Genomic DNA, 17,690 nt, shown 5'->3' with positions numbered 1-17,690 from the left:
ATTATCCCTGACTCCCCGGTACACCCCGGCGGGCTTTGTGATGCCCATACGTACGCGGAGGTGTGTAATGATCAATGAACGGTACTGCAAAATTCATCAGCAGAACGCTGAAGGCGACGGCATCCGGATAATTGCCCCAGGTGCGGATCAGGTAGATCAGGATGCCAATTCCGGCTCCGTAGATCAGTTTGCCCTGATGGCTGGTAGCGGCCGAAACCGGATCGGTGGCGATGAAGAAAGCGCCAAGCATGGTTCCGCCTGCCAGCAGATGCAACGAAAGCGGCGTGTAGAGGTCGGCATTGCTGCCAAAGGCCAGGCTCATTACGATCAGACCGCCGAGAAAGCCGGCAGGAATATGCCAACTGATAATGCGCAGACCTACGAGCAGCAGGCCTCCGGCCAGGAAAGCCGCATTGACCCATTCCCAACCTTTGGCGATACCCTCACCAAAGGTTGGGTGGTTGAGAACCTCGGCCGCAGTATGGGTAGTGATCTTGTGTTTGTACTCATCAAGCGGGGTTGCCATGGTCCAGCCATCGACCGCTGTTTGCTGGCCGGAGGCAATGGTCGCCAGGGTCTCACCAAACCCTGGTGCACCGTCCCAGAGCATGGCAGGTTCCGCCCAGTTGGTTGTCATGGCAACCGGAAATGAGACCAGAACCAGGGCGTAGCCCACCATGGCGGGGTTGAACGGATTTGAGCCCAGCCCGCCATAGAGTTGTTTGGCCACAACGATAGCCGAGATCACTGCGACGGCAGATACCCACCAGGGCGCAAACTGTGGCAGCGACAGACCTAACAGAAGGCCGGTGACGGCGGCAGTATTGTCTTTGATGAAGAATGCGACTGGTTTCTTTCTGAGCTTGAGCAGGGCGGCTTCAGAGGCGATCGCCAGGGCAATACAGAAGACCACGTTGATCAGGTTGCCCCAGCCAAAAAACAACGTCTGGGCCAGCAGACCAGGCAAGGCCGCAATAAGTACCCACAACATCACGCGGGATGTTGGCCGGGCCCTGTGTGCGTGGGGCGATGACTGCTGAACAAATGCCATGGGTGTGGTGCCTGATCTCGGTTAATGGGTTGGCTGGGATTCAGTCGGACCGGCGGCCAGCTTCTCTCTGGCCTCAGACAATGCCTCTTCAGCCCGTTGTACCCGATCGTGATTCTTGGCCACGGCCCGCTCCAGCTTCTCGACGTTGTCCGCCTGCTGGGCTTTGGCTTCGTCGAGCATTCCTTGCATGGTTTCCAGTTTCGATTGAGCCTGGCTCAGCTGTTTTTCCAGGGCCTCGATATCCGGTTTATCCTCTGCTGGCGGTGTACTGGAAGCAGGCGGCCGGGATGCCTCGGCCTTTGCTTTCTTGCGGGCCAGGGCCTGCTCAACCAGCGCCGATTTGGCGGCACGCTCGTCAACGGCCTCGCCTTTTTCGGCTTCGGCCTGCTTCTTGGCCGCTGCTTCTGCAGCGGCCTTCGCGCGCTCTTTACGCCTCAGCTCTTTCTCCTGCTGCTCCCGCTCAAGGCGCGCCTGGCGGGCTTCGAAGCGCTCACGAGCCCTGTCTGACTTCAGCTGTTCCGCCTGTTGTGCTCGGATCTCGCCCTTGGCGAATCGATAGTACTGAACCAGTGGAATTGAACTCGGACAAACGTAGGAGCAGGCTCCGCATTCAATACAGTCAAACAGGTTCAGGTGCTCCGCCTTTTCAAATTCGGTGGCTTTGGCGTGCCAGAACAGCTGTTGTGGCAAAAGCTCCATGGGGCATGCTTCGGCACACTGCCCGCAGCGAATGCAGGGCTGCTCCGGCGGCGGTGCCGGCAATTCAGCGGCCGTTGCGGCGATCACACAGTTGGTGGTTTTGATCACCGGTACTGCTTCTGTTGTCAGTGTGTAGCCCATCATGGGTCCGCCAAGCACCAGCCGGCTGACCGCGTTCTGGTTGACGCCGGCCTGCTCCAGCAGATGCTCAATTGGTGTGCCAATAAGCGTTTCGAAGTTACCCGGTTCCCGAACGGCTTCCCCCGTGATGGTAACGATTCGGGAAATCAGCGGCGTACCCTCCAAGACCGCATTTGCCACGGCAACGGCGGTTCCGATGTTCTGGCACATCACGCCGATATCGGCGGGAATTCCGCCGCTGGGTACTTCCATGCCGGTCAGTATCTGGATCAGCTGTTTCTCGCCACCTGAGGGGTATTTGGTGGGAACAACCGCAATTTCGGTCTGGGTGCCTTCGGTGGCTTTTCGCAGCGCGGCAATGGCTTCGGGTTTGTTGTCCTCAATACCGATCACGCAACGCTCGGGGCGCAGAATCCACGCCATGATTTTCAGCCCGGCAACCACCTCGTCGGCCTTTTCCCGCATGGTCATGTCATCAGCGGTGATATAGGGCTCGCATTCCGCACCGTTCAGAATGAGCGTGCTGACCTTGCGATCCCTTGGTGGCCGGAGTTTGATATTGGTGGGAAAGCCGGCTCCACCCATACCGGAGATACCGGCATCACGGATAATTTGCAGAACCTCGTCGCGCTCCAAAGAACGATAATCCGCCACTGGGCTGCGCTGGCACCATTGGTCCTCGCCGTCCGGTTTCAGGGTGATGCACCGGTCCGCCATACCTGAGGGATGGGGGACAGGGAAGTCGGCGATGCTCTCGATCACCCCGGATGTCGGTGCATGAACGGGAACGCCCATGCCGGTTTTAACGTCGGCAATTTTCTGGCCCTTCAAGACCCGCTCGCCGACCTCAACAATGGCCTCCGCCGGATCGCCGATGTGCTGCTGAAGTGGCAGAACCAACTGGGCAGGCATGCCCGCATTGCGAATCGGACGCGCGGTCGAGATGTCTTTGTGTTCCGGAGGATGGATACCGCCGGAGAAGTCCCAGAGTTGAGTCATCAGGCACTGGCTCCCTGGCGATCGGTGGCAATGAGTCCGGATTTGGGCGGTGTCCAGGTCCAGGTACGAATATCCGGTTCCACCGTCACCATGTCGATGCAGTCCACCGGGCAGGGATCAACACACAGATCGCAGCCGGTGCATTCGCTCTCAATGACCGTGTGCATGTGCTTGGCGGCGCCAAGAATGGCGTCCACGGGGCAGGCCTGGATGCACTTGGTGCAGCCAATGCACTCGTCTTCGCGAATAACCGCAACGCGCTTGACCTGCTCAACGCCATGCTCAGCATCCAGAGGTTCCGGCTCCACATCCAGGAGGTCGGCCAGTGCCTTGATGGTGGACTCGCCACCGGGCGGGCACTTGTTGATGGGGCCGCCCTCAGCGATGGATTCGGCGTAGGGCCGGCAACCGGGGTAGCCACACTGCCCGCACTGGGTCTGGGGCAGAAGGGCGTCAATCTGGTCGACCAGGGGGTTGCCCTCCACCCTGAACCGTTCGGCCGCAAATCCGAGCAGGCCGCCGAAAACAACGGCAAGGGCCAGAAGCACCACAACGGCAACAAGAACGCTTGTCCACATAACCTGTTACTCCTAATCCCGCCGGCCGGTCAAACGCTGACCAGGCCGCCAAAGCCCAGGAAAGCCAGAGCCATCAGCCCGGCCGTAACCAGGCCGATGGCGGCACCGCGAAAGGCAACCGGCACGTCGGCCACGGCAATGCGCTCACGCATGGCAGCGAACAGCACCAGAACCATCGAAAAGCCCGCTGCTGCACCGAATCCGTATAAAACCGACTCAACGAAGTTGTTGTTCTTGTTGATGTTAAGCAGGGCGACGCCCAGCACCGCGCAATTCGTGGTGATCAACGGAAGGAAGATGCCCAATACCCGGTAAAGCAACGGACTGGTTTTGCGCACCACCATCTCGGTGAACTGAACCACCACGGCAATCACCAGGATAAAGGTGATGGTTCTGAGGAATGCGAGGTCCAGCGGCTCGAGCAGGTAGGTATAGGCAAGGTAGCTGCACACAGAAGCCAGGGTCAGCACGAACGTGGTGGCAAGGGACATCCCCATGGCCGTTTCCAGTTTTCCGGATACGCCCATAAAGGGGCACAGGCCCAGGAACTGAACCAGTACAAAATTGTTCACCAGAATGGTGCTGACCAGAATCAGCAGATATTCGGTCATTTACCTTGCTCCATTGGCACCTGTCAGCGCTCAGCCCGGTCGCCCTTACATAATCCGCATGCCGGGCGTGGCGCCTGAATCCGGAGACAGGATAAAGATGTCCTTGCCTCCCGGCCCGGCCGCCAGAACCATACCCTCGGACATGCCGAACTTCATCTTCCGCGGCTTGAGGTTGGCAACCATGACAGTCAGACGTCCTTCGAGATCTTCCGGCTTATAGGCTGACTTGATACCAGCAAACACGTTTCGCTCGCCATGCCCTACGTCAAGAGTGAGGCGAAGAAGCTTGTCGGCGCCTTCCACATGCTCTGCTTTGACAATTTTAACGACCCGAAGATCCACTTTCGCGAAATCGCCAAATTCTATTTCATCGGCGATGGGTTCAAGATTGGCAGCGGGTGCCGGTTTTCCGGTCGCTGCGGGCAACTCCTCCTTGGAGGAATCCAGCATTTTCTCGATCTGGGCCATATCCACGCGGTTCATCAACGGCTTGAACTTGTTGATGCCATGGTTCTCCAGGCGTTCGCTCCGATTGTTCCAGTCCAGCGGTGCATTCAGGAAAGCCTCGGAGGCCTTGGCGGTCTCCGGCAGCACCGGTGCCAGATAGGTCATCAGAAGATGGAACATGTTGATGGCGTTGGTGCAGATGGCCTGGAGATTCTCGTCCTGGCCTTCCTGCTTGGCGATCACCCAAGGCTGCTCATCATTGACGTACTGGTTGGCAATGTCTGCCAGTTCCATGATCCGTCGCATCGCGCGGCCGAATTCGCGGGACTCGTAGTATTCCTCGATTTCCTTGCCGGCTTCGATGAATTCCTTCAGCTTGGCGTGCTCGGTGACCTGGCCAAGCTGGCCGTCGAAGCGCTTGGTAATGAAACCGGCACTGCGGCTGGCAATGTTTACCACCTTGCCCACCAGATCCGAGTTCACCCGGGCAGCGAAGTCTTCCAGGTTCAGGTCCATGTCATCAACGCTGCCGGTCAGCTTGGCGGCGAAGTAGTAGCGCAGGTATTCGGGATTCAGGTGATCCAGGTAAGTGCGCGCCATGATGAACGTGCCGCGGGACTTGGACATTTTCTTTCCGTTAACGGTGACAAAGCCGTGGGCCCAGACTGCGGTTGGTGTGCGGAACCCCGCATCGTGCAGCATGGACGGCCAGAACAGCGCGTGGAAATTGATAATGTCCTTGCCGATGAAGTGGTAGACCTCAGCGGTGGAATCGGCCTTCCAGAAGTGTTCGAAATCGATGCCTTCCCGGTTGCAGAGATTCTTGAAGCTGGCAAGGTAGCCGATCGGCGCATCCAGCCACACGTAGAAGTATTTGCCGGGCGCGTCCGGAATCTCGAAGCCGAAGTACGGCGCATCACGGCTGATGTCCCACTCCTGAAGGCCTGCGTCCAGCCATTCAGCCAGCTTGTTGGCCACCTGGGGTTGCAGCGTGCCGCTGCGGGTCCACTTGGCGAGGAAGTCCTGGAAATCCGGCAGCTTGAAGAAATAGTGCTCGGACTCTTTCTCGATCGGTGTGGCGCCGGAAACCGCCGAGCGCGGATTAATCAGCTCGGCCGGCGTGTAGGTTGCGCCACAGGCCTCGCAGTTATCCCCGTACTGGTCCTCGGTCTTGCACTTGGGGCAGGTGCCCTTGATGAACCGGTCCGCCAGGAACATGTTCTTTTCAGGGTCATAGGACTGGGTAATCTTGCGTGTGGCAATGTGCCCCTTTTCCTGAAGCTGACGGTAAATATATTCCGAGAAATAACGGTTCTCTTCGGAATGGGTGGTGTAATAGTTGTCGAACCGGATGTGGAACCCGGCGAAGTCCTCCTGATGCTCCTCGCGGATCCGGTCGATCAGCTGCTCGGAGGTAATGCCTTCGCGCTCGGCACGAAGCATGATGGCAGTGCCATGGGCATCATCGGCGCAAACGTAGTAACAATTCTGGCCACGCATCTTCTGATAACGCACCCAGATGTCGGTCTGAATGTATTCCAGCAGGTGCCCCAGATGGATAGGGCCGTTGGCGTACGGCAGGGCGCTGGTAACCAGAATATCGCGCTGTTGCTTGCTCGCTTGCGTCATGGTGATGTCCGAACCTTATGTTGACACGGGTTGGAAAGACAAAACGGGGAACTGGTGGCTGTCTTGATTGATTGCCCCAGGTAAAGACCCCATATGGTCAGAAACGGGCACAGATGATACCTTCCGAGCAGATATTTTTCACCCGAATCACCTGTTTCCGTGCTTAAAATCGAGCATGAGCTTATTCCGGAGAACCCGATGACACAGATTTCTGAGCAGGCCCTGCAATCAGCGGTTCGCGAGTACCGTGATCCTTACCTCAACAAGGACCTCTACCAACTGGGTGCCGTAAAATCCCTGAACGCCGACGAGCGCGGAAACGTCACCCTCATGGTCGAGCTGCCATACCCCTCGAAAGGCATTGCAGGTGCCCTCAAGCAGCTTGTCGGTAATGCTCTGGAAGACGTCGACGGTGTCGAGAAGGTAGACGTCCACGTGGGCCAGAAAATCCACTCCTACAAAGTCCAGAAAGACCTGCCCTCCGTCCCCGGCGTGAAAAACATCATCGCCGTCGCCTCCGGCAAGGGAGGCGTGGGCAAATCCACCACCGCCGTCAACCTCGCCCTGGCACTTCAGGCCGAAGGTGCACGGGTTGGCATCCTCGACGCCGACATCTACGGCCCCAGCATCGGCATGATGCTCGGCGTGCCCGAAGGCAAGCGCCCGGACACCCGCGAAAACAAATACTTCGTGCCCATGGACGCCCACGGCCTCCAGGCCAATTCCATGGCTTTTGTCGTTACCGAGAAAACCCCCATGGTCTGGCGCGGCCCCATGGTCAGCGGCGCCGTAATGCAACTGCTCCAGCAGACCCTCTGGAACGAGCTCGACTACCTCATCGTCGACATGCCCCCCGGCACCGGCGACATCCAGCTCACCCTGGCCCAGAAAGTCCCGGTCACCGGCGCCGTCATCGTCACCACACCCCAGGACATCGCCCTGCTGGACGGCAAGAAAGGCATCGAAATGTTCCGCAAAGTCGACATCCCGGTGCTTGGCGTGGTCGAAAACATGAGCGTCCACATCTGCAGCAATTGCGGCCACGAAGAACCCCTCTTCGGCCACGGCGGCGGTGAACGCATCGCCCATGAATACGACACAACACTCCTGGGCCAACTGCCCCTGCACATGACCATCCGCGAACAGACCGACGGCGGCACCCCCTCGGTAATCGCCGAACCGGACTCCGAAGTGGCCCGCCGTTACCGCGATATAGCGAGAAGAGTAGGGGCCGAGCTCTCGACCCGTGATCGAAACCTCTCCGGTTCAATCTCAAGTGTTTCCGTGACAGAGCACTGATTCGCCCGACCTCGCCGCGATCTTCGCCAGCGCTAGTTCGCGGGCATAGGGACCGTCTTCCAAAAATGTCGAAGGCCATGGATGGTCTACCCGAATGTCGATTCGCGGGCGCAGGAAAAGCCGTCCAAAAATGTCTGTGGCCAAGGATGGCCACAGTCAAGCGCACATGGATGTGCTCGTAGCGGTTTTTGGACGGCTTTTCCTGTGACCGCAGCCCCCAAGCTCAAGCAAATAAGTAAGCTGCTGAAGCTTCGACAGACCTTCAGGGAACAGGTAAACTACGCCCCAATTTTCCCAGTGGATACGAGACTTCGCCAATGAGCATCAAATCCGACAAGTGGATTCGCCGGATGTCCGAACAACACGGCATGATCGAACCGTTCGAAAGCGGACAGGTTCGTGAAACCGAAAAAGGCCGCGTGATCTCCTACGGCACCTCCAGCTACGGCTACGACGTACGCTGCAGCAACGAATTCAAAATCTTCACCAACGTCCACTCCGCCACCGTGGACCCGAAGAACTTCGACGAAAACAGCTTCGTCAACTACACCGGCGACGTCTGCATCATCCCGCCGAACTCCTTTGCACTGGCCCGCACCGTTGAATACTTCCGCATTCCGCGAAGCGTCCTGACCATCTGCCTGGGCAAGTCCACCTATGCGCGTTGCGGCATCATCGTCAACGTCACCCCGCTGGAGCCGGAATGGGAAGGCCAGGTTACCCTGGAATTCTCTAACACCACCAACCTGCCGGCGAAGATCTACGCCAACGAAGGCGTCGCCCAGATGCTCTTCTTTGAGTCCGACGAGATCTGTGAAACCAGCTACAAAGACCGGGGTGGCAAATATCTTGGCCAGACCGGCGTGACCCTGCCCAGGACATGAACGCCAACCAGTTCCTGAAAGCCGTTTCACAACTGCAGGGATGGCGCGAATGCGCCTTCCTGCTCGCTCTGGCTGAGCGCTCATTTCCAAACTACGCCCTGTTTGCCGATGCCATGGGCCTGAAGACCGGTGCCAAAATGCGCCAGCTTCTGGACCTTGGCTGGGACCTGCTCCAAAAGGACGTCTCCGAATCGGCGATCCCGCAGTTGCTCGCCAAACTGGAAACCCTGTCGCCGGACGTGGACGCCTACGATGCCTACGGTGTTTACCCGGCCTTCGACTTCTGTCAGCTACTGGAGCAGGCGCTGCTGAACCGCCTGAATCCCTCCAAACACCGCGCTACCGATGCGTCACAGATGGCGACCGGAACCGTGATGAACTTTATTGAGCTGTCCGAAGGTGAAGACCTCGAGGAAGACGAGCTCGTCCGTCTGCTTGATCATCACCCGTTGATGAAAGAAGACAAAACCTTCCAGCGGGACCTGATCCTGGAGCTGAAGCGCCAACGCACGCCAACCGATCAGTTTGTGGCCCGTCTCCGGGAGGATGCAGCCAACGAGGGCGTCAGTAACCTTGGCATTTCGCTCACCGAATAAACGTTGGGGAGCGAGCAAGCTACACTTTCGGTATTACCCGTTGTATTCAGAATAGGTCAGATGGATTTTACCCCATGAAACTCTCTGCTTTTGGTCGCAAGTTCACCGCCGATGCCGGTATCACGTCCCTCATGGATGACCTGGGTAATGCCATGGCATCCGGCGATGACATGATCATGATGGGTGGGGGAAATCCCGGGCATATTCCCGAGATCCAGCAGAGAGTGCAGGAAATTCTCGCGGATATGAGCCGTAACGAGGGCGATGTTCGCCGTCTGGTCGGTATCTACGATCCGCCCCAGGGGGAAAAGCAGTTTATCGCCTCGCTCGCCGAGCTGCTCAACCGCGAATATGGCTGGGGCCTGAAACCCGAGAATATCGCCCTGACCAACGGCAGCCAGGCGGCGTTCTTCATGTTGTTCAACATGTTTGGCGGAGACTACGGCGACGGTAACCGCAAGCATATTCTTTTGCCGCTTGCGCCCGAGTACATCGGCTACGCTGACGCTGGCATTGAACCGGGCCTGTTCCATGCGGTGCAGCCGGACATCTCGTTCACCGACGCCCACGAGTTCAAATACCGGGTGGATTTTGATGCCGTAGAGGTTACCGGCGAGACCGGCGCTATCTGTGTGTCACGTCCCACCAATCCGACCGGTAACGTCGTTACTGACGAAGAGCTTGCTCGGCTTGAAGAGCTCGCCCGCCAACACGACATACCACTGATCGTCGATGGCGCCTATGGCACACCATTTCCCAGCTTGCTGTTCGTCGATGCAACACCCACCTGGAACGACCAGATCATCCTCTGCTTGAGCCTCTCGAAGCTTGGTTTGCCGGCAGCGCGGACCGGAATCGTGATTGCGGCCGAACCGGTGATCAAGGCGTTGTCAGGCATTAATGCCATCATGAATCTGGCCACGGGCAGTTTTGGCGCTATGCTGGCAGAGCCTCTGGTTCGTTCCGGTGAAATATTGTCCCTGAGCCGGGATGTGGTTTGCCCGTTCTACAAGGCGAAGATGGAGCGGGCGGTATCCGCGTTCCGGGAGGCCATGGGAGAGGACAGCTGCCGCTGGTATGTGCACAAGCCCGAGGGCGCCATGTTCCTGTGGCTCTGGTTCCCGGATCTGCCGATCTCCAGCCTGGAACTGTATCAGCGGTTGAAGAGCCGAGGGGTTCTGGTCGTTTCCGGGCACTATTTCTTTCCCGGATTGCCGGAAGATGGCTGGAGGCACCGGCATGAGTGTCTGCGCGTGACCTACTCCCAGGACGACGACCGGGTTGCCGAGGGCCTCCGGATCATTGCCAATGAGGTCAAGGCCGTGTGGCGCGAGGCCGGGCGCGAGGTCTAGCGCTCGAACTCTGCTTCCTTGAGTTTCAATTCGTAGGTGCTGCCGTCCGGCTCAACTTGCCTGAGGCGGACGAGCAGGAAATTCTGCTCCGGCGAGAACCACATCAGCGTCTGACGCTTCGAGTCCTCGCGAACCTTCTCCGCCTTCAGGGTGGCGCTCTGTTTGCTGCCAGTACTCATGTTTTCACCATTGATCACCGCGAAGCGATCGGTGTCGATAGAGTTACCGTCGAGCACCCGATAGGTCATTTCCCGCTTGCCGTTCTTGATGTCCTGGTGCAGCTGAAGCTGGTAGCCCAGCGGATCCAGCAGGCCTTCTTCCAGCGCCAGTTCGAAGGGCTTTCTTTTGTATTCCCCGGTCGCCACGCCTGCGGACCAGTCGAAGTCGATAGAGTTCTTGCGGTCGCTGATCAGGAAACCGGATAAGCGGTACCGGTATCGCATGGGTATGACTTGCCCGTCCTCCCAGCGGAATACCAGCGATTCATCGATGCTGACAATGAACGAGTCGACATCCGTGCGGTACAGCCAGACATCGTTGCCCTGGGAGGAGAGTGTGCGTTTTGCGGTGCCATTGAGAGAGAGACCCTTCTCCATGGCTGCGGTATAGCTGGCCTCGAAAGGGGTCAGGTCCGCTTCGGTCTCGGCATGCAGTGTGACCGGTCCGGCGAGAATGCCGAGACAGGCCAGCAGGGCCGCGCAACCAAATCTGATGAGACGTCGTGAAAGCATCTTGTTAAACCCGAACAATTACCGTCATCAATGGCGACAGTGTAGCTGCTCGGGCAGGATGCGGGGATGACAATTCGTTCAGGCGATGCCTCAGTTGTCCGGCAGGCGCATCGGAGCGTTCAAGGGTTCGCCGTCGAACAACACATAATCGCTACCAAGTTGAATCCGGCCCTCACAGAACCAGCGTACAACAATGGGGTAGAGGATGTGTTCCTTGGCCTGTACCTTCTCCGCGAGGCTTTCTGGCGTGTCATCGGAAACAATCGCCACTTCTGCCTGGGCAATCACGGGGCCACCATCCAGCTCTTCGGTAACGAAGTGGATGGAAACGCCATGTACGGTATCGCCCGCTTCCAGTGCACGACGGTGAGTATTCAGTCCGGTGTACTTTGGTAACAGGGACGGGTGAATGTTCAGCATCTTACCCCGGAATGCCCGAACAAAATCCGTGGTCAGAATGCGCATGAAGCCTGCCAGGACAATCAGATCCGGATTGTATCGGAGGATTTCCGCCATCAGGGAGGCATCAAACTCATCCCGGGACTCGAAATTCTTGTGGTTTACCACAAAGGTCTCGATATTGGCCTGGGCCGCGCGCTCAAGGGCAAACGCGCCGGGCTGGTTGCAGCCAACGGCAATGATCTGCCCGGGAAAATCCCGCTCCCGGCTGGCGTCAATCAGTGCCTGAAGGTTGGTGCCGCTTCCGGAGGCGAGCACCAGGATTTTCGGTAACGGGGTCTGATCTGCCTTCATGCCGACAGCAGCCCCGGTGCGTAGCGAACGCAGGCATCTGCCTGTTCGTCATCGGCACGTTCGATCAGGCCTACCTGCCAGGCATGCTCGCCCAGTGCTTTCAGAGTATCCAGGGCCAGCTCCTTCTGGTTGGCAGGCACGCAAACAATCATGCCGATACCACAGTTAAAGGTGCGGTACATCTCTTCACTGGCAACGCCGCCGTTGTCCTTGAGCCACTGGAATACCGGGGGCAATGACCAGCTGTTGGTATCGATGGCAGCGATGGTGCCGTTCGGCAGCACCCTGGGAATATTTTCCGGCAGGCCACCACCAGTGATGTGGGAGAGGGCACGGACGTCGACTTCCCGGATCAGCTGCAGAAGATTCTTTACGTAGATTCGAGTCGGTGCCATCAAAGCGTTGGCCAGGGTGGTGTCGCCCATTGGCTGCTCGAGGTCGGCGTTGCTGACTTCCAGAATTTTCCGGATCAGGGAGTAGCCGTTGGAGTGGGGGCCGGAAGAGCCCAGGGCAATCAGCACGTCTCCGGCCTGGACGCGGCCGCCGTCAATGATTTCGCTGCGTTCGGCAACGCCTACACAGAAGCCAGCCAGATCGTAGTCGTCGCCTTCGTACATGCCCGGCATTTCAGCGGTTTCACCGCCGACCAGCGCACAGCCAGCCTGCTCGCAGCCCTCGCCGATCCCGGCAACCACCTGAGTGGCAACGTCTACGTTCAGCTTGCCGGTCGCGTAGTAGTCGAGGAAGAAAAGCGGTTCAGCGCCGCCGACAACCAGATCGTTCACGCACATGGCGACCAGATCGATCCCGATGCTGTCGTGCTTGTCCAGTTGCATGGCCAGCCTGAGCTTTGTGCCCACTCCGTCGGTGCCGGAAACCAGAACCGGTTCGTTATATCCGGCGGGGATGGAGACCATGGCGCCGAAGCCGCCGAGACCGCCAAGAACCTCGGGGCGGCGGGTGCGCGCGGCGGTGTCCTTGATTCGGCTGACGAGTTCATTGCCGGCATCAATATCTACGCCAGCATCGCGGTAGGTCAGGGAGGGCTTCTGTTCGCTCATGTTGTACTTAACCGTTGGCCAGTGGGTCAGGCGGCGGATTTTAACAGGTGCGGTGTGGCGCTCCAAATGTATATTGCTTTTCCGAAATCCGGGGCCGCTACTCACACCTTGGGGCATGGTGTATCCTATGCGCCATTCATGCGAATTGCAGGGTGTTTCATGTCAGTATCAGGGCAAAATCCGGCACACAGGTCTGTATCCGGGGCGTGGGTAGTTGCGTTGTTCACCGTTCTGCTGTCTGGGTTTTCCGCCCAGGCGACCGCGGTGACGGTTTCCGGTCTCTATTCGGTAAAGGTGCCAGTGGAAGGGTCCTCGCCGGGTCAACTCGCCCAGGGGTATGCAGACGGGCTGAGCCAGGTACTGGTAAGGGTTTCCGGTACCCGAGACGTACTGGCGATGGAGGGCGTTGAAGCCCTGCTGTCCGATGCCGAGTCGTTACTGCTTTCCTATCAGGTTGCCCGTGGCGAGTCCGGCCAGAGTGTTCTGAGCATGTCCTTCGGAGCGGTTGGCGTGAACCGCGCGCTGGCTGCAATTGATGCGCCTGTGTGGGGTGCCAACAGACCGCTCACGCTGGCCTGGATTGCTGCCGAGGATCGTGGCTCGAGAACACTCGTAACACGGCTTGGGGACGGCTCTGGTCAGGAAGACGCGGGAACCTGGAGGGCTGCGTTCGATGAGGCGGCCAGAAAGCGTGGCTTGCCCGTGGCGCTGCCCCCGTCAGATTTCAGCTCCGACCGTGAATTGCTCTCGGATATCTGGGGGCAGTTTATTGGTCGGGTGAAGTCTGCGTCCGGGAATCTGGACCATGATGTGCTCGCTTTGGTGCGGGTCAGCCGTGCTGGCGGGCAATGGCGTGCCGGCTGGGTCTTCGATGGTATGGCCATGAATGCCGGGGAAGAGTCGGTAACCGCCGATACCCCGGAAGCACTGGCGGAGGCGACGATAAACCGCTGGGCGGAGCTATACGCCAGCCGATACGCGGTTGCTGCATCGGAAGTGGGCGATTCGCCCCAGGTGGACATTGTGCTGCGTGGCGTTACGTCGCTTGAAGACTATGCCGGCGCCAATAAGGTGCTGGAAGGACTGACCCCCGTGGTTAGCGTTGGTGCCCATCGGGTACGGGACGAACAACTGACCCTGCGGGTGGCTTTCTCCGGTGAGCTGGACCAGCTGCGGGAGTACATCGCCCTGGATCCGCGCTTCGTTCCAATGGAAGCCGATGTTCCGGCAGAACCTCCGGTTACCGCCCGTACAGCAGAGGGCCAGGTGGCGTCGTCTGGGTCGAACCCGCAAGAGGTGCCCGAGAGCGAGGTATCGCAGCCGGCTGGCCCGGATCAGCAAACCTCTGCTGAGGCGTCTGAAGAGACTGCCCTGTTTACCTATCAGCCGGTGCCCGTCGATGAGGAAGATGCCAGGGAGGCGTTCGAATCCCTGTACCAGGTTCTGTATTATCGTTGGCAACCGTCTTCTGTCATCGGGAGCGATGGCGGCGAATAAGGTGTAACCGGAGGGAGTCTTTTGAATTTGCACCGCTGGCGCTGGATTCCCAATGCCCTGACGTTCCTGCGCATTCTTCTGATCGCTCCCTTCGCGGGAGCGTTACTGATCGGAGATTATCGCCGAGCGTTGCTGATATTCTTTCTGGCCGCCGGCACAGACGCGGTTGACGGCTTCCTTGCCCGCCATTTCAATTGGCGTTCCAGGCTTGGTGCAATTGCAGATCCTCTCGCCGACAAGGCCTTGTTGATCACCGCGTACCTGATGCTTACTCTCACCGCTGTGCTGCCCGTGTGGCTGTTTCTGCTGGTGTTGGGGCGTGATCTGCTGATTGTAGTCGGCGCTCTGGCCTACCACTACAAGGTTGGTCGATACGATATGGAGCCCAGCATTCCCGGCAAGATCAATACGTTTATCCAGATTCTTGTGGCCCTGGCCATCATCGTGCTTCTGGCGGACCTGCCGATGCAGCCTTGGGTGGTTGATGCCGGCATTATCCTGGTGGCTGTTTCCACCGTGTTCAGCGGGGGGCATTACCTGTTTGTGTGGGGCTTGCGGGCCTGGAGGGCTACCCGGCCATGACCGCATCCCAGTTGGTGCTCGGGGTTAAGCTGCGTGACGACGCCCGATTCGACAATTTCCATGGCGACCGGAACACGGGCGCAGCCCAGCGTCTTGAAAGCGTTTGTCAGCAACCTCATGATATGCCTGTCGTTGTTCTGTGCGGTGATGCCGATACCGGCAAGAGCCATCTTCTACAGGCAGTGTGCCACCTGGGCGAAAAGCAGGGCAGGGCAGCGGTGTGTATCAGCATCGCAGAGCTCGAGCCTTTTGGTCCCGATGCCTTGTCGGGGCTTGAGACCCATGAGATCGTCTGTCTTGACGATGTCGACCGCATTGCAGGCCAGCGGGTATGGGAAGAGGCCATTTTTCATCTCTATAACCGGATTCTCGATCGAGGCGGCCTTTTGCTGGTGAGTCTGGCCGATTTGCCGGCCAGTCTGCCTTTTGAGTTGCCGGATCTGATCTCCAGATTCAGTCACGGGCTGGTCATCCAGTTGGGTATCTACCGGGATGAGGATCGCCTGACCATTCTTAGGGCCCGTGCCGAGAAGCGTGGCCTGGTGATGGCGGATGATGTGGCCAGCTATATAATGCGCCGGGCGCCCCGAAGGCTCGGTGATTTGCTGGGGATTCTGGATATACTGGATGAAAATTCACTTCAGGCACAGAGACGGCTTACTATCCCGTTTGTGAAGACAGTGATGGGGTGGTGAGTTGGAATGGGTTCATCGCAGGGCAGAAATCGATAACGGATTCATCAAGGGAGAGGCAAAATGAGACGGGTGGTATTCAACCAGAAAGGCGGTGTCGGTAAGTCCAGTATCACGTGCAATCTCGCAGCTATCAGCGCCGCTCGTGGAAAGCGAACCCTGGTCGTGGATCTTGATCCGCAGGGAAACTCCACCCACTACCTGCTGGGCAAGCCTGCCAGCGAGCTCAAGGACACCGTGGCGGATATGCTGGAGCAGACGGTGGCCTTTACCGTGTTCAATCGCCGTCCGGACGAATTTGTCCATGCCTCACCGTTCAAGAACCTGTTTGTGATGCCCTCCAGCCCGGAGCTGGATTTTCTCGAGCGCAAGCTGGAGGCCAAGCACAAGATATACAAGCTGAGGGAAGCCCTGAAAAAACTGGGTGAATCCTTCGATGCGATCTACATCGATACCGCGCCGGCGCTCAATTTTTATACCCGGTCTGCCCTGATTGCAGCCCAGCGCTGCCTGATACCCTTCGACTGTGACGATTTTTCCCGTCAGGCGCTGTATAACATCCTCAACGAAATTCGTGATCTGCAGGAAGACCACAACGAGGATCTTGTTGTCGAAGGGATTGTTGCCAACCAGTTCCAGCCGCGGGCCAGCCTGCCCAAACAGCTGGTCAGGGAGCTTACCGAGGAGGGCTTGCCGGTTCTGCCTGTGCGTCTCTCGAGTTCCGTGAAGATGAAAGAGTCCCACCAGAGCCGGCAGCCCCTGATTCACATGGCACCCAAGCACCCACTGACGCGCCAGTACGAGGACCTGTTCCGGGTTCTGCATGGCGAAACCGTGGAGCTTGAGCCGCTTAACGATTGAAGCGAGACTGATATGACCGAATCCGGTAACCCGGTCGGGCAGGTTGCGGACTGCCTTCTGAACATTGAGATGGAGTTGCGGCAGCTGGGGCTCTGGGAGTCAGAGCCGCCACCGGACGAGGCGTTCCAGAGTGCGCAGCCCTTTTGCATCGATACGCTGGAATTTACCCAGTGGCTGCAATTTGTTTTTGTGGAAAGAATGAAGATCATCATCGAAAACGACCACCCGTTGCCCTCGGCCTCCGGCATAGCGCCGATGGCCGAAGAGCATTTCCGGGGGCGACCGGAGTCCGGTAACAGGCTGGTTCGGGAGCTGGAGGTGATCGACCGCCTGCTTAGCGGGGAGTGATCAGTCCAGTCTCATTGACAGGTCGACAGCCTTTAAATCCTTGGTCAGCGCGCCAATCGAGATGAAGTCCACGCCGGTTTCGGCGATCGGCACCAGGGTGTCGGCATTGATTCCCCCGGATGCCTCCAGCTTTGCTTTGCCACCCGTGGTAGCGACCGCGGTCCGCATGTCTTCAAGTGAGAACTCATCCAGCATGATGATGTCTGCACCCGCTCGAAGGGCTTGTTCCAGCTCGTCAAGGTTCTCGGTTTCCACCTCCACCGGTTTGCCTGGCGCAATCCGGTGGGCGGCTTCAATGGCCTGGGCAATGGAGCCGCAGGCGGCAATGTGATTTTCTTTGATCAGGAAAGCATCCCACAGCCCGATCCGATGATTGAAGCAGCCGCCACAGGTTACAGCGTATTTCTGGGCCAGGCGCAGACCCGGCAGGGTTTTACGGGTATCCAGCAGTCGAACACCGGTGTGCGCAACCCGGGCGGCATAGCCGGCGCAGGCGGTCGCAACGCCAGACAGGGACTGGAGCCAGTTCAGAGCCGCGCGTTCGGAGCTCAGCAGGCTTCGTGCCGAACCCTGCATGGTAAACAACACCTGATCCGGTGACACGGTCTCGCCATCGGCAACCTGCCAGTTGAGCTCAACGGCCGGATCCACCTGTCGGAAAACCTCGTCCACCCACTCCCTGCCCGCGATGGTGGCGGTTTCCCGCGTAATTACCCGCCCTGTTGCCTGTTTGTTGGCGGGTATCAGTCTGGCCGTGATGTCGCCATCGCCGATGTCCTCCCGCAGACTCTGGGCAACATTTTCAATTCTGGCCTGGCGGAGGAGTTCAGGGGGGATCATAGGGCAAAAAGTCCGGTGCAGTGGGTTGTCGGCGTTTCA

The 17,690-nt window shown here is 58.5% G+C and carries 18 protein-coding genes; 9 read left to right on the top strand and 9 right to left on the bottom strand.

Annotated elements, in window-relative coordinates; translation table 11 throughout:
* Nucleotide 1: 1 nt before the first annotated feature.
* Genes rsxD through metG form a run of 5 tightly spaced genes read right to left on the bottom strand, consistent with a single transcriptional unit; the run spans nucleotide 2 to nucleotide 6,155 of the window.
* Nucleotides 2-1,051 carry an electron transport complex subunit RsxD gene (gene rsxD / locus CFB02_RS07970; protein WP_088557584.1) on the bottom strand — a complete coding sequence of 350 codons (1,050 nt, stop codon included), beginning with the start codon at nucleotides 1,049-1,051 and terminating at the stop codon, nucleotides 2-4.
* A gap of 21 nt (nucleotides 1,052-1,072) precedes the next feature.
* Nucleotides 1,073-2,890: an electron transport complex subunit RsxC gene (rsxC, locus tag CFB02_RS07965; RefSeq protein WP_088557583.1), complete on the bottom strand. Its 1,818-nt coding sequence runs from the start codon at nucleotides 2,888-2,890 to the stop codon at nucleotides 1,073-1,075.
* Entirely contained in the window at nucleotides 2,890-3,468 is a 579-nt protein-coding gene (gene rsxB, locus CFB02_RS07960; protein WP_088557582.1) for an electron transport complex subunit RsxB, read from the bottom strand. The genes rsxC and rsxB overlap by 1 nt, the downstream gene beginning before the upstream one ends.
* A gap of 29 nt (nucleotides 3,469-3,497) precedes the next feature.
* Nucleotides 3,498-4,079 (bottom strand): electron transport complex subunit RsxA, encoded by a 582-nt coding sequence (gene rsxA, locus CFB02_RS07955; protein ID WP_008172856.1) that lies wholly within the window; start codon nucleotides 4,077-4,079, stop codon nucleotides 3,498-3,500.
* 45 nt (nucleotides 4,080-4,124) lie between these two features.
* Nucleotides 4,125-6,155 carry a methionine--tRNA ligase gene (gene metG, locus CFB02_RS07950; protein WP_088557581.1) on the bottom strand — a complete coding sequence of 677 codons (2,031 nt, stop codon included), beginning with the start codon at nucleotides 6,153-6,155 and terminating at the stop codon, nucleotides 4,125-4,127.
* A 198-nt stretch (nucleotides 6,156-6,353) separates the two neighbouring features.
* Here metG and apbC point away from each other — a divergent pair, with 198 nt between their 5' ends.
* The 4 genes from apbC (at nucleotide 6,354) to CFB02_RS07930 (ending at nucleotide 10,286) form a co-directional block, all read left to right on the top strand.
* The gene (gene apbC, locus CFB02_RS07945; protein WP_088557580.1) at nucleotides 6,354-7,454 is read left to right on the top strand and encodes an iron-sulfur cluster carrier protein ApbC; all 1,101 of its coding nucleotides are present in this window, start codon (nucleotides 6,354-6,356) and stop codon (nucleotides 7,452-7,454) included.
* Nucleotides 7,455-7,771: 317 nt separating this feature from the next.
* Complete coding sequence (gene dcd, locus CFB02_RS07940; protein WP_008172848.1) at nucleotides 7,772-8,338, top strand: dCTP deaminase; 567 nt, start codon at nucleotides 7,772-7,774, stop codon at nucleotides 8,336-8,338.
* The gene (locus CFB02_RS07935) at nucleotides 8,335-8,934 is read left to right on the top strand and encodes a YjaG family protein (protein ID WP_008172846.1); all 600 of its coding nucleotides are present in this window, start codon (nucleotides 8,335-8,337) and stop codon (nucleotides 8,932-8,934) included. Before dcd ends, CFB02_RS07935 begins: the two co-directional genes overlap by 4 nt.
* A gap of 74 nt (nucleotides 8,935-9,008) precedes the next feature.
* The gene (locus CFB02_RS07930) at nucleotides 9,009-10,286 is read left to right on the top strand and encodes a valine--pyruvate transaminase (RefSeq protein ID WP_088557579.1); all 1,278 of its coding nucleotides are present in this window, start codon (nucleotides 9,009-9,011) and stop codon (nucleotides 10,284-10,286) included.
* Here the strand turns inward: CFB02_RS07930 and CFB02_RS07925 are convergent.
* The 3 genes from CFB02_RS07925 to purM form a co-directional block, all read right to left on the bottom strand.
* Nucleotides 10,283-11,017, bottom strand: a complete 735-nt coding sequence (locus tag CFB02_RS07925) for a DUF3108 domain-containing protein (protein ID WP_088557578.1) — start codon at nucleotides 11,015-11,017, stop codon at nucleotides 10,283-10,285. The two genes, CFB02_RS07930 and CFB02_RS07925, sit on opposite strands and share 4 nt — an antisense overlap.
* A gap of 90 nt (nucleotides 11,018-11,107) precedes the next feature.
* Complete coding sequence (gene purN, locus CFB02_RS07920; protein WP_014576731.1) at nucleotides 11,108-11,770, bottom strand: phosphoribosylglycinamide formyltransferase; 663 nt, start codon at nucleotides 11,768-11,770, stop codon at nucleotides 11,108-11,110.
* The gene (purM, locus tag CFB02_RS07915) at nucleotides 11,767-12,831 is read right to left on the bottom strand and encodes a phosphoribosylformylglycinamidine cyclo-ligase (RefSeq protein WP_039881976.1); all 1,065 of its coding nucleotides are present in this window, start codon (nucleotides 12,829-12,831) and stop codon (nucleotides 11,767-11,769) included. Before purM ends, purN begins: the two co-directional genes overlap by 4 nt.
* A 159-nt stretch (nucleotides 12,832-12,990) precedes the next feature.
* Here purM and CFB02_RS07910 point away from each other — a divergent pair, with 159 nt between their 5' ends.
* From CFB02_RS07910 to CFB02_RS07890, 5 genes are read left to right on the top strand one after another with little or no spacing between them, the layout of a single operon-like run.
* Nucleotides 12,991-14,328 carry a DUF2066 domain-containing protein gene (locus CFB02_RS07910; RefSeq protein WP_227519359.1) on the top strand — a complete coding sequence of 446 codons (1,338 nt, stop codon included), beginning with the start codon at nucleotides 12,991-12,993 and terminating at the stop codon, nucleotides 14,326-14,328.
* A gap of 21 nt (nucleotides 14,329-14,349) precedes the next feature.
* Nucleotides 14,350-14,910, top strand: a complete 561-nt coding sequence (locus CFB02_RS07905) for a CDP-alcohol phosphatidyltransferase family protein (RefSeq protein ID WP_169702144.1) — start codon at nucleotides 14,350-14,352, stop codon at nucleotides 14,908-14,910.
* Nucleotides 14,907-15,605 carry a DnaA regulatory inactivator Hda gene (gene hda / locus CFB02_RS07900; protein ID WP_014576735.1) on the top strand — a complete coding sequence of 233 codons (699 nt, stop codon included), beginning with the start codon at nucleotides 14,907-14,909 and terminating at the stop codon, nucleotides 15,603-15,605. Before CFB02_RS07905 ends, hda begins: the two co-directional genes overlap by 4 nt.
* Before the next feature lie 60 nt (nucleotides 15,606-15,665).
* The gene (locus CFB02_RS07895; protein ID WP_008172831.1) at nucleotides 15,666-16,463 is read left to right on the top strand and encodes a ParA family protein; all 798 of its coding nucleotides are present in this window, start codon (nucleotides 15,666-15,668) and stop codon (nucleotides 16,461-16,463) included.
* A 12-nt stretch (nucleotides 16,464-16,475) separates the two neighbouring features.
* Complete coding sequence (locus CFB02_RS07890) at nucleotides 16,476-16,811, top strand: YqcC family protein (protein WP_014576737.1); 336 nt, start codon at nucleotides 16,476-16,478, stop codon at nucleotides 16,809-16,811.
* Here CFB02_RS07890 and nadC read toward each other — a convergent pair whose 3' ends face one another.
* Nucleotides 16,812-17,651: a carboxylating nicotinate-nucleotide diphosphorylase gene (gene nadC / locus CFB02_RS07885; protein ID WP_088557576.1), complete on the bottom strand. Its 840-nt coding sequence runs from the start codon at nucleotides 17,649-17,651 to the stop codon at nucleotides 16,812-16,814.
* Nucleotides 17,652-17,690: the final 39 nt, after the last annotated feature.

This window comes from Marinobacter sp. es.042, assembly GCF_900188315.1.
Lineage (GTDB): Bacteria > Pseudomonadota > Gammaproteobacteria > Pseudomonadales > Oleiphilaceae > Marinobacter.
The sequence above is the reverse complement of the archived record's forward strand: the minus strand, read 5'-3'. Positions and strand labels throughout refer to the sequence as shown.